Origin of the sequence: Pseudomonas sp. R4-35-07 (genome assembly GCF_003852235.1) — a bacterium.
Taxonomy (GTDB): Bacteria; Pseudomonadota; Gammaproteobacteria; order Pseudomonadales; family Pseudomonadaceae; genus Aquipseudomonas.
This window is the reverse complement of record NZ_CP027732.1, coordinates 2,730,496-2,745,710: the sequence shown is the minus strand read 5'-3', so window position 1 is coordinate 2,745,710 and position 15,215 is coordinate 2,730,496. Positions and strand designations below refer to the sequence as shown.

Sequence of the window (15,215 nt, the reverse complement as noted above, 5' to 3'; positions counted from 1 at the left end):
TCTTATTTTGGCTCTTTATTTAGGAGCGGTTCGGCGCCAGCAGCGGTGGCGACGCGAACGCCGCCCTGCCCGACCAGGACCAAGTTGCCGTTGCCGGCCGCAGTGACCGCCGAGAGTGAGATACGGTCCGGGCGGTTGAACACGCTGAAGGTCTGGCCGTCGTCATGGCTGACCACCACGCTGCCGCCATTGCCGACGACGACGATGGCGCCATCCTCCAGCAAGGTCGCGCCGGACAAACCAAACTCCAGCGCTCCCCGCGCCGCGTTCAACTCGACGGGCTCCCAGGTGCTGCCGAAATCGGTGGAACGGTACAGGTTGCCGCGCAAACCATAGGCCAGCAGCGTTTGCGCTTGAGCGGTGCCGATCACGCCAAACAATGAGCCCTCATAGGGGCCTTCGAGTTTTTCCCAGGTCTGGCCGTCGTCGCTGGAGCGAAACATGCTGCCCTGCTCACCAACGATAAACAGGCCGGCGTCCTTGATGGAGGCGATGGCGTTGAGGTGGAACTGGTCTTCGTTGTCGAGGCGGTCGCTGACGTCTTCCCAGGTCTGGCCGCCGTCGGTGGTCTCGATCAGCGCACCGTAGGCGCCCACGGCCAGGCCGTGATTGGCGTCGTTGAACCACACATCGAGCAGCGGCGCTTCGCGCTTGAGGTCCTGGTATTGCTGGGTCCAGGTGGCGCCGCCGTCGCTGCTGGCGAGTATTTGCGCATCATGGCCGACCGCCCAGCCGTGGCTGGCATCGACGAAGAACACCGCCGTGAGCAACTGCCGGGTGGGGACTTTGGCTTGGGTCCAGGTGCTGCCCTGGTCATCGGAATAAAGGATGTGCCCGCGATCACCCACCGCCACCAGGCGCTGGCCGGCGTGGACCACGTCAATCATCAGGCCTTTGGCGGCCTTGGGCGACTCAATCGCAAACACCGCTGCGGCGGGGGTATCGCTGGCGGCGTGGACGACGCTGGGTAACGCAACGGCGCCAAACAGCGAGAGCGCTGTGGCCAGCAACGCAAGCTTGCGTGCGGCGCGTGGGCGGCAAACAACCCAACCCATGACAGGCTCACTCATAGACCTTTCTCCCATTTATTATTGTTAGGTCGTGTTGCTTTGCGCGGGGCTCTGAAACCTGCAATCTAGAGCGCCTGACGCAAGCACGGGCCATCCTATCGGGCTTTGGAATCGTCTGACAATCGGCGCTACGTTATCTTTTGTTAACTGGCGGCGTTTGGCCACATGGTGAATATAGCTGCATCAGCTCAAATGATGATGTTATGGGACGCGGAGCGTCTCTGGCGGCGTTACCACGCAGAGCGTGGGAACGAGCATCATGGCGCCATGCGGGATAATGAATTTTTATTCCATCTATTGAATTTTGAGAATATTTATTCCATTAATACGCTTCCTGAAAACAATAATCCAAAGGACCACGGCGATGCGTGAACTCGGAATCGGCTTGATCGGCACAGGCTTCATGGGGCGCGCCCACGCGCTGGCGTTCAACAACGCTCGGGCGGTGTTCGAACTGCCCGTCACGCTCACACTGACGGCCCTGGCCGATGCCGACGCCGAGCGCGCGCAGCGTTGCGCCAGCGCCTGGGGGTTTGCCCAGGCCCACGCCGACTGGCAGGCGCTGATCGACGATCCCAAGGTCGATGTCGTGGCCATCACAACCCCCAACCACCTCCACTACCCCATGGCCATGGCTGCGATTGCGGCCGGCAAGGCGGTGTATTGCGAGAAGCCGCTGGCCGTCAGCCTGGAACAGGCCGATGCCATGCGTCGAGCTGCCAGCGCGGCCGGTGTGGTGACGCGCGTGGGTTACAACTACCAGCACAACCCGATGATCGTGCTGGCGCGACAGATGATTGCCAGCGGCGAGCTTGGCGAGATCATCAGTTTCCAGGGCGAATTCAGCGAAGACTTCATGGCCGACCCGGCCTCGCCCTGGTCGTGGCGCTGCGAGGTAGGACACGCTGGCGGCGCGCTGGCGGACCTGGGCAGCCATTTACTGTCGATGGCCCATTACCTGGTGGGCGATGTGGCCAGCGTGTGCGCCGATACCCACACCGTCCACGCTCAACGACCGGCCCTCAAAGGCAGCCATGAACTCAAGAGCATCGCCGTGGATGACCAGGTGCATGCCCTGCTGCGTTTTGCCAAAGGCGCGCGCGGCACGGTGAGCAGCAGTTGGCTCAAGCATGGCTACAAGAATCACCTGAGCTTCGAAATCAGCGGGACCCTGGGCACGCTGGCGTTCGATCAGGAGCGCTTGAACGAGCTGCGCCTGTGCCGAGCCGGCCAGGATGGCTTCCAGCGCTTACTCGCCGGCCCGGCCCTGCCCGGCTATGCCGCGTTTAGCCCGGCGGCGGGCCACCAGCTGGGGTACAACGAGTTGAAGACGCTGGAGGTTCACGAACTGATCATGGCGCTGGCGGGGCAAGGTGCGGATGGCACTGATTTTGAAGCGGCGTGGGCGGTGGAGCGGCTGGCGACGGCGATTCGTGTGGCGGCGCTTGAAGAGCGCTGGGTCGAAGTGAACTCAATCTAAATGTGGGAGGGGGCTTGCTCCCGATGGCGGTGGTTCAGCCAATACATGAGTCGGCTGATACACCGCTATCGGGAGCAAGCCCCCTCCCACATTTGATCGCAGTCGCCTTCAATATCAGCGCAAGGCTCGGCGCAGTACTTTGCCCACCGTGGTTTTGGGCAGTTCGGTGGTGCGGAACTCCACATAACGCGGGACCTTGTAGCCGGTCAGATATTCCCGGCAATGGGCGAGGATCTGCTCCTGGGTCAGGCTCGGGTCCTTGCGCACCACGATGATCTTGACCTTCTCGCCGGTCACGCCATCTTCCACACCGATCGCCGCCACTTCCGCCACCCCTGGATGCATCGCCACCACGTCCTCGATTTCGTTCGGGTACACGTTGAAACCCGAGACCAGGATCATGTCCTTCTTGCGATCCACCAGGCGGATGTAGCCGCGCTCATCCATCACGCCGATATCACCGGTCGACAACCAGCCTTCGGCATCCAGCACTTCGGCGGTTTCCTTCGGGCGCTTCCAGTAGCCCTGCATCACTTGCGGCCCGCGCACTTGCAGTTCGCCTTGCTCGCCGATTTCGGCCATTTCGCCGTCTTCACGAACGAAGCGCACCCAGGTCGACGGCAAGGGCACGCCGATGCTGCCGGTGAATTCCATCTCGCGCATGCGGTTGATGTCGATGGGGCTGATGCTCACCACCGGGGAACACTCGGTCAGCCCGTAGCCCTCGACAATCGGTAAGCCGGTGACTTCCTTCCAGCGCTTGGCCACCGCTGTGTGCGTGGCCATGCCCCCGGCGATCACCATGCGCAGGTCGGAAAAGTCCCGCGCGCAGAACTCCTTGTTCTCCAACAAACCGTTAAACAGCGTGTTGACCCCGGCGATCCCGTTGAAGCGTTCCTTGCGCAGGATCATCTGCACCCGCTTCACGTCCCGTGGGTTGGCGATCAGGATATTGCGCCCGCCCAGGCACATGAACATCAGGCAGTTCACCGTCAAAGAAAAGATGTGGTACAGCGGCAGCAAGGTGACGTTGGTCTCCTGCTTGTCCTGGTCCAGTTGATCACCGACCCAGGCCTTGGCTTGCAACAGGTTGGCAATAATATTGCGATGGCTGAGCATCACGCCTTTGGCATCGCCGGTGGTGCCGCCGGTGTATTGCAGGAAGGCCAGCTCATCGCGACTTATGCTGACGGGCAAAAAATTGAGCGCCCGCCCCTGTTTCAGCACCTGGTTGAAACGCACCGAGCCAGGCAGCGTGAAGGCCGGCACCTGCTTCTGCACGCTGCGCAGGATGAAGTTCATCGCCGCGCCCTTGAAGGTGCCGAGCAGGTCGCCGATGGCCGCCACCACCACGCGCTTGACACTGCTACCGGCGATGACCTTTTCCAGGGTGTGGGCGAAGTTTTCGAAGATCACCACGGTCTCGGCGCTACTGTCCTTGAGCAGGTGCTTGAGTTCATGGGCGGTGTACAACGGATTGACGTTGACCACCACCGCGCCGGCCAGGATCGTGCCCAGCAGGCAGATCGGGTACTGCAGGCAATTGGGCATCATCAACGCGACGCGGTCGCCCTTCTTCACCCCCTGGCCCTGCAGCCAGGCGGCAAATGCGCTGCCCTGGATGTGCCAGTCGGCGTAAGTCATGGGCGTGCCGATGCTGACATACGCCACCCGCTCGCGGAATTTTTCCAGGTGTTCCACGAACACTTCGCGCAACGAGGGGTAAGCCTCGATAGCGGCATCGATGTCCGCCGGCACGCCGGGCAGGTAGGCGTTCAACCAGATGCGTTCGGTGTGTTCCAGGCTGATGGCGTTCATGGCTGCGTCCTTATTGTCGTTGTGGATAGGGCTACTTTTCGACGATGGCGGTAATACCCAGCCCGCCCGCCGCACAGATCGAGATCAAGCCGCGACCGCCGCCGCGCTCATGGATGGCCTTGGCCAACGCCGCCAGTTGCCGGCCACCGGTGGCGGCAAACGGATGGCCGCAGCCCAGCGAACCGCCGTTGACATTCATTTTTGCGCGGTCGATGGCGCCCAGCGGTGCGTCCAGGCCCAGCCGCTCGCGGCAGTAGTCGGGGTCTTCCCAGGCCTTGAGCGTGCACAGCACCTGGGCGGCGAATGCTTCGTGGATTTCGAAGAAATCAAAATCGGCAAAGCCCAGGCCTTCGCGCTTGAGCATGCGCGGTACGGCGTAGGCCGGGGCCATCAACAGGCCTTCGGTGCCGTCGACGAAATTCACCGCCGCCGTTTCGCCGGTGCGCAGGTAGGCCAGCACCGGCCAGCCATTCGCGGCGGCCCACGCTTCGCTGGCCAGCAACACCACCGAAGCGCCGTCGGTCAGGGGCGTTGAGTTGCCGGCGGTGAGCGTGCCGTCCTGGCGGTCGAAGGCCGGCGCCAGGCTGGCGAGTTTTTCCAGGCTGATGTCGGCGCGCAGGTTGTTGTCCCGTGCGAGGCCCCGATGGGGGCTGATCAGATCGTCGAAGAAACCGCGCTTATAGGCCGCGTCGAGGCGTTGGTGACTGGCGAGGGTCAACTCATCCTGGGCCAGGCGCTTGATCTGCCAACGCCTGGCCATTTCTTCGCAGTGCTCGCCCATCGACAGGCCGGTGCGCGGCTCGCCATTGCGCGGCAGCAGCGGCTTGAACAGCATCGAGGGGCGCACCTTCAACAAGGCCTTCAGTTTGTCGCCCATGCCCTTGGCCCGATTGGCCGCAAGCAAGGTGTGGCGCAGGGATTCGTTGATGCCAATGGGCGCGTCGGAGGTGGTGTCCGCGCCTCCCGCGATACCCACTTCGATCTGGCCAAGCGCGATTTTATTGGCCACCAGCAATGCGGCTTCCAGGCCCGTGCCGCAGGCCTGCTGCACATCGTAGGCCGGAGTCTGCGCGCACAGCGTGGTCGACAGCAGTGACTCGCGCGCCAGGTTGAAATCGCGCGAATGCTTGATCACCGCACCGGCGACGAATTCGCCCAGGCGCTGACCGTGCAGGTTGTAGCGATCCACCAGGCCTTGCAGGGCGGCCACCAGCAAGTCCTGGTTACTGTCATGGGCATACACAGTGTTGGAACGGGCAAACGGCAGGCGGTTACCGCCGATGATCGCCACGCGCCGGGTCGGTGGCGGATTGAAGCTGTAGTCACTCATGTAAGGCTCTCATTCCAGGCGTTTGATCCCACAGCAACAACCCGCGCATATGCGGTTTGTCGCCGGCCACATTGCGCACTTCGAATTCCCGAAGCGGGCCGGTCACGGGGTGACTCCACAGGGCGACCTGGCCGGGCAGGAAGATCGGCAACTTGAAATCGCAGTGGGCCTCGGCGTGGTCCAGGCCACCCGGTGGCTGCTGTGCCGCCAGCGCACGGCCCAGGGTCCACATGCCGTGAGCGATGGCGCGGCGAAAGCCGAAAAGTTTCGCGCCCATCACCGAGGTATGGATCGGGTTGAAGTCCCCCGAGACCTTGGCAAATTGGCGCCCCAGATCGGCGGGCAATACCCAGCGCTGGGTGCGTAGCAAGCCCTCGTCCTGTAACGGCAGTGCGTCCACCCACCGCTCCCCGACGGGATTTTTCACATTCCGGCGCAGGTACAGGCTGTCGCTTTCCCATACCAGGGCGCCCGCGCCGTAGGCACGGGTCGCGATGCTCAACGCCTGCCCCTTTGGATGGGCAACCCAGCGTTCGCAAAACACTTCCAGGCGCAGCGCCTGGCCTTCATGCAAACGTTGGTGCTGGCGAATACGATTGGCCAAATGCACCATGCCGCTGGCCGGGTACGGGAAGCCGGGTCGGGTCAGCAGCATCAAGTGCAAAGGGAACGCCAGCACGTGGGGATAGGACAGCGGCACGCCTTGCTCGCGACGAAAGCCACAGGCACGCGCATACGCCGCGATGGCGGCGCTCGACAGTTCCACCGCCGGGCGTACCAGACGCTCCCTGGGCAATGGCGGCGCGGACCCAGGCTCGGGCTTGCGCAAGCCACGCACAGCGTCGAACACCAGTTGGATGCGCGAGGGTGGCGGGTCGATGATCTGGGTCACATAGTCCATGGTTCAGGCTCCCAGCAGGCTTTGGCCGCACACCCGCACCACCTGGCCGTTGACCCCACCGGACGCCGGATGCGCCAGCCAGGCGATGGTCTCGGCCACATCGACCGGTTGGCCGCCTTGAAGCAAGGAATTCATACGCCGCCCAGCCTCGCGGATCAACAGCGGGACTTTCGCGGTCATCTGCGTCTCGATAAACCCTGGCGCCACCGCATTCACCGTCACCTGCTGTGCCGCCGCACGCGGGGCCAGCCCCTGCACCAGGCCGATCACCCCGGCCTTGGACGTGGCGTAGTTGCTCTGCCCGAGGTTGCCGGCGATACCGGAAATCGACGAGACGCACACAATCCGCCCACCGGGGTTCAGGCCGTGGTTGTCCAGCAGCGCCTGGCTGAGCTGCAACGGCGCCTCGAGGTTGACCGCCAGCACACTGCGCCAGGCGGTTTCGGTCATCTTGGCGATGGTCTTGTCGCGGGTGATTCCGGCATTGTGGACCACCACATCAAAGGCGCCATACTGGCTGACATGCGCCTGCAATAACGCGGCGGCATCCGGCGCGGTGATGTCCAGGGGCAATGCCGAACCGTCCACACTGTCGGCGGCCTGCTGCAGCGCCGACTGGGCCTGGGGCACGTCGACGCACACCACATGGGCACCGTCGCGCGCCAACACCTGGGCGATGGCCAGGCCGATGCCGCGGGAGGCACCGGTCACCAAGGCGCGACGGCCGGCGAACGGTTTGTCCCAGTGAAGGGTGATGTGACTGTCCACAGGCTTCTGGAGGCGTATCACTTGCCCCGACACATAAGCCGAACGGCGCGACAGGAAAAAACGCAGGCTGCTGTCCAACGCGTCTTCGGCGCCCGGCGCCACGTAGATCAATTGCACGGTGATCGCCCGGCGCAGCTCCTTGCCCAGCGAGCGCACCAGCCCCTCGAGCGCGCGCTGGGCGACGGCCTGGGGCAAGTCCTGGCAATGTTCCGGTGCGGTGCCGAGTACCACCACGCGCGCGTGTTGGCTCAGGCGTCTGGCGTTGGCGTGAAAAAATGTATAGAGCTCATCCAAGTGCTGCAGGTCGGCCACGTGCGTGGCATCGAAAACCGCGCCCTGCACCTTCACCGTCGACGGCGCCTTGACGGTCGCCGCGGTGGCGGCGACGGTGTCGGTGTTGCTGAAGAGGCGATGTACGTGCTCGGTCAGGCGCCCTGCCCCGGCGACGATGACCGGGTTGGCCAACCCGTGCTGGCCGCTGCGATGGCGTTGCAGGGGCAAGGGTTGCGGCAAGCCAACGGCCTGGGCCAGGCGACGCCCCCAGGGGGAATTGACGAAAGAAAGGTAGCGGTCACTCATAACACAAATCCTGCTTTGTAAATCCGATCAAATGTGGGAGGGGGCTTGCCCCCGATAGCTGAGTGTCAGTCAGTGAATCTGCATCTGAGCCACCGCTATCGGGGGCAAGCCCCCTCCCACATTCGGACCGCGTTTGGATTAATTGACCGAAGCGTTCTCGCTTTGGCTGGCGCGACGCTTGGCGGGCTCCAACGCCTGCTTGCGCTGCTGCAGGGCCTCGAGCAAACCGAAGTCCTGCGGGAAATCGTCGACCTGGATGCCGTGGTCGGCGTATTCCACATAGCGTGCGAGCAAAGCGTCTTCGTCGTCGCTGATCAGATCCAACGCCCGTGCCTTGACGCGCCAGCCGGTAAAGGCCGTGGCCGAGATCGGCATCGGCGCGAGCAGGCCTTGCTTGATGACGGGCTTGAGCCGTGCCTCGATCAGTTCCACCTGGGGCAACAGGCGGAACCCCAGTTCGCCATAGGCCAGCTTGTCGATTTCCGGGCGCGGGATGTAGGAGTTGGCGAGCAAACGGTCGCGGGTTTCGCCGGGGGTCTGTACGACCTCGGCGACTTGGGCCAACAGGCGATCCGACGGTTTGCGCAAAGGAATGCCAAACGGGAAACTCAAGGCCCGCAGCACCGCCGCAGCGGCTTTGGACGGGTAATTGTCGAGCACTTCGGCCAGCGCTTCATGGGCGCGCAGCAATGCGTCCTGGGCCGCCCAATGCACCAGCGGCAAGTCGGCCTGGGGCCGGCCGTCGTCCTCAAAGCGCTTGAGCACGCAAGACAGGATGTACAACTGCGACAGCATATCGCCCAGGCGCCCGGTGATACTTTCCTTGCGCTTGAGGGCGCCCCCCAGCACCCCCATGGAAACGTCCGAGACCAATGCCAGCACCACCGACAGACGATTGGCCTGGCGGTAGTAGGAAGCCAGCGCCGGGTCAGTCTTGGCCGGCGCAGAAATCAGCCGGCCAGCGGTCAGCGCATGTACCGTGGCACGCACGGTGTTGGCCAGTACAAAACTCACATGGCCGAACATCGCGCTGTCGAACGCCTGCAGGGCCTTGCGCTGGTCCGGGTTGCGCGCCGCTTCCATTTCGCGCAGCACATAGGGATGGCAGCGGATCAGGCCCTGGCCGTAGATGATCAGGCAGCGGGTCATGATGTTCGCGCCTTCCACGGTGATGGCGATGGGGCTTTGCTGATAGGCGCGCGCCAGGAAATTATTGGGCCCCATGCAGATGCCCTTGCCGGCGACGATGTCCATGCCATCGTTGACGATCATTCGCGCGCGCTCGGTGACGTGGTATTTGGCGATGGCCGAGATGACCGAAGGTTTCTCGCCGGCATCCAGGGACGCCACCGACACCTTGCGCACCGCATCACAGGCATACAAGTGCCCGGCCATGCGGGCCAACGGTGCCTGCACCCCTTCGAACTTGCCGATGGGCAGGCCGAACTGCTTACGCATCGCAGCGTAGGCGGTGGTGCCACGGACCGCCACTTTGCCCAGGCCGACGTTGGCCGACGGCAGTGAAATCGCCCTGCCCGCCGCCAGGCATTCCATCAGCATGCGCCAGCCGTTGCCGACTTGTTCGCGACCGCCGATCACCCATTCCAGCGGAATGAACACATCCTTGCCGGTGGTCGGACCGTTCTGGAATACCGCATTCAGCGGCCAGTGGCGACGGCCGCTGTTCACGCCTGGATGGGAGGTGGGAATCAGCGCGCAGGTGATGCCCAAGGCACCTGCGGCACCGAGCAAACCGTCCGGGTCCTCGGCACGGAACGCCAGGCCCAGCACCGTGGCAATCGGGCCGAGGGTGATGTAACGCTTGTCCCAGGTCACGCTGAACCCCAGCACCTCCTCGCCTTCGTGCATGCCCTTGCACACAATCCCCACGTCGGGAATGGCCCCGGCATCGGAGCCTGCATATGGGCTGGTCAGCGCAAAGCACGGAATATCCTCACCCCGCGCCAGACGCGGCAGGTAATAGTTGCGCTGGGCGTCGGTGCCGTAATGCAGCAGCAGTTCGGCGGGCCCCAGGGAGTTGGGCACCATCACCGAAATGGCCGCGGCCGAACAGCGGGTCGACAGCTTCATCACCACTTGTGAGTGCGCGTAGTGGGAGAAGCCTTTGCCGCCGTACTGCTTGGGAATGATCATGCCGAGAAAGCCGGCATCCTTGGTGTACTGCCAGCCCTCGGGGGACATGTCTTGCCACACCTGAGTGGTTTCCCAATCGTTGGCGATGTCGCACAGGGTTTCGACTTCGTTGTCGAGGAACGCCTGCTCCTCGGCACTCAGGCTGGCCGGCGCGGCTTGCAGCAGGCGCTGCCAGTTGGGCTTGCCGCTGAACAGCTCGGCGTCCCACCACACGGTTCCCGATTCGATGGCCGCACGTTCGGTGTCGGACATCGCCGGCATGATCGTACGAAACAGCCCCAGGGCCTTGCGGGTCAACAGCACGCGGCGCAGGGGTTTGATCGCCAGCAACAAGGCCGGCAACACCACCAGCACCGCTGCGACGGTAGCGCCGAATGCGGCCACTGCGTTGAACAGATAGCCAGCCGCCAGCCATACCAGGCCGGCGCCCAGCCACAGGGTGGCAGCGGCTTGTCGATACGCCAGGGCAATCGCCGTAACGAAACCCACCAATAACCAGATAACCATGGGATACCTCTACTTGATTCAGGGCGTGGCACCCGTGCGGACCGCTCGGATTGAGCGGGGCGTAGAGCCACACTACAAACTCGGGAAAATAAATTCAAATTTTGTTTTGAAATTTATATTTAATGGTCTGGCGAAAATATTCAGGGCTGAACGAGGCAGCCTAATTGCATCAGTCATGTGGCTCCGATTAGGTTCTGCGGATTGTTCTGTAAGCGTGTCAGTGTGCGCCGGGTCTCAAGATGCGCTGAATACCCGGCTTCAACACGGTCAGGTACGTGACTAGAACTTATAGGTCGCCGACAAGCTCACGACGTCACCTGACGACTCAGCCTTCCCGTCCAGTTGAGCAGCGCCGAGGCGATCAACGTTCTTGGTTTTCAGGTTGACCTTTTCGACGAACTGGTGCGAGTACGCGCCATCCACTGACAGGCCTGGCACTGCCTTGATGTCGTACCCGGCACCAAACGCCAGGAAATAACGATCGCCATCAGGGATCCGCGGATCGCGGGTGGAGTTACGGGTAGGCGTCTGGTCATACGCCACACCTGCACGCAGGGTGAGCTCGTCGGTGGCTTTGTAATCGCCGCCGATTGAGGTCATCCACGCGTTTTTGTAGTTGTAGGGAATGGCAACAATGGTCGAGCCCTGCGACTTGAGTGTGAGGTCCTGAAATGAGGACCACTCAGTCCACTGCGCACTCACACCGAGCGTCCAGCGGTCATTGAACTGATGGACCCAGTCAATCGCAGCAGTCGCCGGGATATCCAATTGAGTACTGGCATGCGCGCCATCCGGGAACAGATTGAGGCCAGGATAGGCCATTTCAACCAGCGTCTCTCCGTTCGGACCAATCGGGTTGGTCATCGCATTACGGCCGATGGCGTCTGTATAAACATCGTACTTGCCGGTCATCTTGTTTTTGATCTTGGCGTGGTAATTCAAGCCCAGCGTGTCTTGCTGCGTCGGTTTCCACACCACCCCACCAAACCAGCCCACCGAGATGTTGTCGACTTTCACGCGTATCAGGGAATGCCCGACACCGGTCGGAAAGCCAGTGCCGCCAAGCCCGGGAGAAACATCTGCGGCAGCCAACAGATCGACGTTCTGGCTGACGTTGCCCTGGCTGCGCTGAACGATGGCACCACCACCGACCGAAAATTCATCATTGACCTTGAACGACAGGGAGCCTGTCAGGCCGATGGTCTCGATTTTGGTGTCGACCGCGAAATCCCGCAGCTTTGAGTTTTCGTTCCACGTACTTTTCATACCTTGGGGTACGACCTGGCTCAGGCCAAAAGCGAAGCGGTCGCCGATGGGCATGACCATAAAACCAGTGGGCAGCCATGCGGTGAAACCGCCCTGGCCGCCATTATTGGTATTGAGGGTCGGATCGCCCAGGTTGCCTTGGTCATCCAGCACTGGCGTGTTGGTCACCGGGTTGCCGTTATGGTCATACGCCTGGCCGGAATATTTGATCTTGATCCGGGCGTAATCGACGGTCTGCTGCACGATGGTTGAATCGATGAACGCCATGGCCGCTGGGTTGTTGTACGCCGCACTCGGGTCATTCTTGAACAGAGAACCGCCACCAAATGCGCGGCCCCAACCGGGGGCGCCATAAGTGGGCGTGGAAAACCCGCCCGCCTGCACATGCCCCGTAGTGATCAGGCCTCCCAGCAGGGCCAGTCCCAGTAACGTGTAAGCGTGTTGTTTCTTATTATTCATGCGGTACTCCCTATTATTATGTGCGCCCGGCCCCTGCCGGTGGGTCGTGTAGCCATGGAGCGTTGTTCAAAAGCGCCTGTACTGGAACGGTGTATGACAATCAGGGATGGGTGATAAGCGAAGGCGATTTACCGTTGACCGGCGCCTCGCGGGGGGCGCCGGCATTTCAACGGGTGATCAGCCCTTTACGGAGTCACGCGCTTACGGGTTTACCGTGAGCGTCGGGGCCACAACGTTCAGCGAAACCACAGTGCAGTTTCCGCTCAGCGACTGATTGGCGGCCGAAAGGGTTTTGGTCCCTGCAGCCCAGTTGACTGCGATAGGGGTTGGTCCGCAGTTGGTGGCTGGGATCGAGCTGATCTTGTAGCCGACATTGGTCACGGTACCGGTGGTGCCCGTCGAGGCAGTCAATACCCAAGGCAGGTTAGTCAGCGTTGGCAAAGCGCACAGACCGCCGCCGGTCAGCGTTGCGCCGTTGATCGAGGCCACGCCACCGCTAACGTTGCCGGTAAAAGTGATACCGCATGTCACTGCCGCGCCAAAAGACGAAGGCGACTTCACCACGATGGTGCCTGCGTTAGTCGAGAACGGACCGTCCGGAGAGACGGAAGCCGCACTGGCCATCGACGCGGCGCCGAAGCACATTGCAAACGAAGTTGCACAAACGAGGGTTTTCAAGCTTTTCATTATTTTGCCTCACATGTAATGGCGAGTTATTCGCCTGGGGTAATGACCATGAACACGAAGCCACCTGTAAAACTGCAGAGCTTCATATTCCAGCCAAATTCAGTTAAATCCGACAACCTTATTCAACTACTTTGAAATCAGGCGGCATCTTGATTGACACCGTTTTAATGGTGCAATCATCACCAATAGGTACATTGACAGCCTCCAACTTGCCGGTGGCGTTATCCCACGTACCGACTGCGGTAGAAGGACCGCACTTGCCGCCCAGACCGAATGCATGCACGTCGACGCTGATCTTCGACATCGAGCCGCTTTTTGTATCCTTTGCAATCAAGACCCATGGCAAATTAATAGCTTCGACCCGGCTGCACTTGAGCCCGCCATCGAACGCCACTTTGTCGATATTGACGGATGTCCCATCGGCCGTCACTTTGCCGGCCACCTTGATGGTGCAGTCGGCACTGATCAACGCGCCTTTGGAGAAGCTGATTGGGCCCTGGGCTGTAAACGCGCTACCGGCAGGTTCGATACGGGCGGCCTGTGCGTGATGCCACGCGATCAGGCCCAGCGCGGCCAGTACGACTTTAACGGTGAACTTTATAGTGACCTGAGTTACTTGCATGTTTACGCCCTTCTCTTGAAATTATTTTCGTTCGGGTAAACAACCATCTTGTAACTAAGCTAACAAACAATCGACGTAGAAATCCTTATCGAAATACACTCGAAAAACGCGTTTTTTATTTCAAATTAAAACGGCTTGGCTTCGCCGCTGTACTTCTCCAGATACTTCAAGCGCTGTGAAGGCTGGAGATTAGCCAAGTTGATATCACCGGCATAATGATTCAATACACGATGATCCATCCGGCGCCGCCACAAGTACGGTACATAGGCCCAGACAATCATACTCGCGTAACCATAGGGAAGTTGCGGCGACTCATCAAAGTGGCGCAACGACTGATAACTCCGCGTGGGGTTGGCATGATGATCGGAATGCCGTTGTAATTGAAACAGGAAGATATTGGTGACAATTCGATTACTGTTCCAGGAGTGCCGCGGCGAACAGCGCTCATAACGACCGTTGGGCAATTTCTGGCGCTTGAGGCCGTAATGCTCGACGTAATTCACCACTTCCAGCAACGAGAAACCGTAGATGCCCTGGATGAGCAGGAACGGGATCACTGCCGCGCCCAGCCAGGCAATCATCGCGCCCCAGAGCAGCACGCTGTACATCCAGGCGCTGAGCACCGCGTTCTTCCAGTGCCAGGCCGGCAGGCCAAGTTTGCGCAGGCGTTCGCGCTCCAGGTTCCAGGCCGAGCGAGCGCTGAACCATACCGAGCGCGGCAGGAAGGCCCAGAAGCTTTCACCCAGGCGCGAACTGGCCGGATCTTCCGGTGTGGCGACGCGTACGTGGTGGCCACGATTGTGTTCGGTGTAGAAGTGCCCGTAGAACGTCGGCGCCAGCGTGACCTTGGCCAGGAACACTTCCAATGGCTTGGGTTTATGCCCCAGCTCATGGGCGGTGTTGATCGCGATACCGGTAGCGGCCCCGGTGGACATCGCCATGCCCAGATAAGTGAAACCACTGACGGGGCCGTGCAACTCGGTGCGGGCGCTAATGAACGCTGCGGCATGTGCCAGCCCGCTCGACGGATCGAGCGTCGCGGTGGCCCGCAGCAGCCCGCCGCCGATAATCCAGTCAATGCCGCCGGCGGCGAGCCAACCGGTGATCACGACCGAGGCGATCACAAACAGCACGCCGGTATAGACGATCCAACGGTAGTAGCGCTGGGATTCGAGATGGCTGACGGCAGATTCCGGCGGGTTGCTGAGGTCTTCACCCAACAGGCCGTCGATCAATGGGATCAAGCCGAAGATGACCAGCACACCGATCCACCACAGTTGCTGAATACCGGTGCCGATAGCCAGGGCCCCCGAGAGCAGTGGAGTCGCCAGGGGCATGATGCCGAGCCACCACAGGTAACGCTTGCCGTCGGCCCAGACGCCTGGCATCGCCAGGGACGGGTTCATGCCCACCTCCGAGCGCAGGCGGAGGCAGCAAACAGGAGGGCGGAGCGCTGGCCGCTCCAAGACATCAACCATGCGATAAAAGGCGTTTTTTTCATTATTTTATTCGCTCTTAGGCATTTCAAAAAATGTTTCAAATTAGAAATTGAAATAATTTTTTAAATAAATAGC

The 15,215-nt window shown here is 61.3% G+C and carries 12 protein-coding genes; 2 read left to right on the top strand and 10 right to left on the bottom strand.

Features of this window, described 5'->3' with window-relative positions:
- Positions 1 to 2 precede the first annotated feature (2 nt).
- Positions 3 to 1,055, bottom strand: coding sequence for a YCF48-related protein (locus tag C4J89_RS12545; RefSeq protein WP_177413028.1), 1,053 nt, complete (start codon positions 1,053 to 1,055; stop codon positions 3 to 5).
- Between the two features lie 180 nt (positions 1,056 to 1,235).
- Here C4J89_RS12545 and C4J89_RS12540 point away from each other — a divergent pair, with 180 nt between their 5' ends.
- Positions 1,236 to 1,442, top strand: a complete 207-nt coding sequence (locus C4J89_RS12540; protein ID WP_124362660.1) for a hypothetical protein — start codon at positions 1,236 to 1,238, stop codon at positions 1,440 to 1,442.
- Positions 1,435 to 2,550: a Gfo/Idh/MocA family protein gene (locus C4J89_RS12535; protein WP_124414584.1), complete on the top strand. Its 1,116-nt coding sequence runs from the start codon at positions 1,435 to 1,437 to the stop codon at positions 2,548 to 2,550. The genes C4J89_RS12540 and C4J89_RS12535 overlap by 8 nt, the downstream gene beginning before the upstream one ends.
- A 114-nt stretch (positions 2,551 to 2,664) precedes the next feature.
- On the opposite strand, the gene C4J89_RS12530 is transcribed toward C4J89_RS12535, so the two are convergent.
- From C4J89_RS12530 to C4J89_RS12490, 9 genes are all read right to left on the bottom strand, one after another.
- Complete coding sequence (locus tag C4J89_RS12530; protein WP_124414583.1) at positions 2,665 to 4,368, bottom strand: AMP-binding protein; 1,704 nt, start codon at positions 4,366 to 4,368, stop codon at positions 2,665 to 2,667.
- A gap of 31 nt (positions 4,369 to 4,399) precedes the next feature.
- Complete coding sequence (locus C4J89_RS12525) at positions 4,400 to 5,698, bottom strand: acetyl-CoA C-acetyltransferase (RefSeq protein ID WP_124414582.1); 1,299 nt, start codon at positions 5,696 to 5,698, stop codon at positions 4,400 to 4,402.
- Positions 5,691 to 6,599, bottom strand: coding sequence for a MaoC/PaaZ C-terminal domain-containing protein (locus C4J89_RS12520; RefSeq protein ID WP_124414581.1), 909 nt, complete (start codon positions 6,597 to 6,599; stop codon positions 5,691 to 5,693). Before C4J89_RS12520 ends, C4J89_RS12525 begins: the two co-directional genes overlap by 8 nt.
- 3 nt (positions 6,600 to 6,602) lie before the next feature.
- The gene (locus tag C4J89_RS12515; protein WP_124414580.1) at positions 6,603 to 7,946 is read right to left on the bottom strand and encodes a 3-oxoacyl-ACP reductase; all 1,344 of its coding nucleotides are present in this window, start codon (positions 7,944 to 7,946) and stop codon (positions 6,603 to 6,605) included.
- A 138-nt stretch (positions 7,947 to 8,084) separates the two neighbouring features.
- A complete protein-coding gene (locus C4J89_RS12510) occupies positions 8,085 to 10,607 on the bottom strand; it encodes an acyl-CoA dehydrogenase (RefSeq protein WP_124414579.1) in 2,523 nt (840 codons plus the stop codon).
- A 279-nt stretch (positions 10,608 to 10,886) separates the two neighbouring features.
- Entirely contained in the window at positions 10,887 to 12,332 is a 1,446-nt protein-coding gene (locus C4J89_RS12505) for an outer membrane protein transport protein (RefSeq protein ID WP_124414578.1), read from the bottom strand.
- A gap of 201 nt (positions 12,333 to 12,533) precedes the next feature.
- Positions 12,534 to 13,019 carry an alkane oxidation protein activator PraB gene (gene praB / locus C4J89_RS12500; protein WP_124362653.1) on the bottom strand — a complete coding sequence of 162 codons (486 nt, stop codon included), beginning with the start codon at positions 13,017 to 13,019 and terminating at the stop codon, positions 12,534 to 12,536.
- Positions 13,020 to 13,137: 118 nt separating this feature from the next.
- A complete protein-coding gene (gene praA / locus C4J89_RS12495; RefSeq protein WP_124414577.1) occupies positions 13,138 to 13,641 on the bottom strand; it encodes an alkane oxidation protein activator PraA in 504 nt (167 codons plus the stop codon).
- 125 nt (positions 13,642 to 13,766) lie between these two features.
- A complete protein-coding gene (locus tag C4J89_RS12490) occupies positions 13,767 to 15,047 on the bottom strand; it encodes an alkane 1-monooxygenase (protein WP_124414576.1) in 1,281 nt (426 codons plus the stop codon).
- Positions 15,048 to 15,215 lie beyond the last annotated feature (168 nt).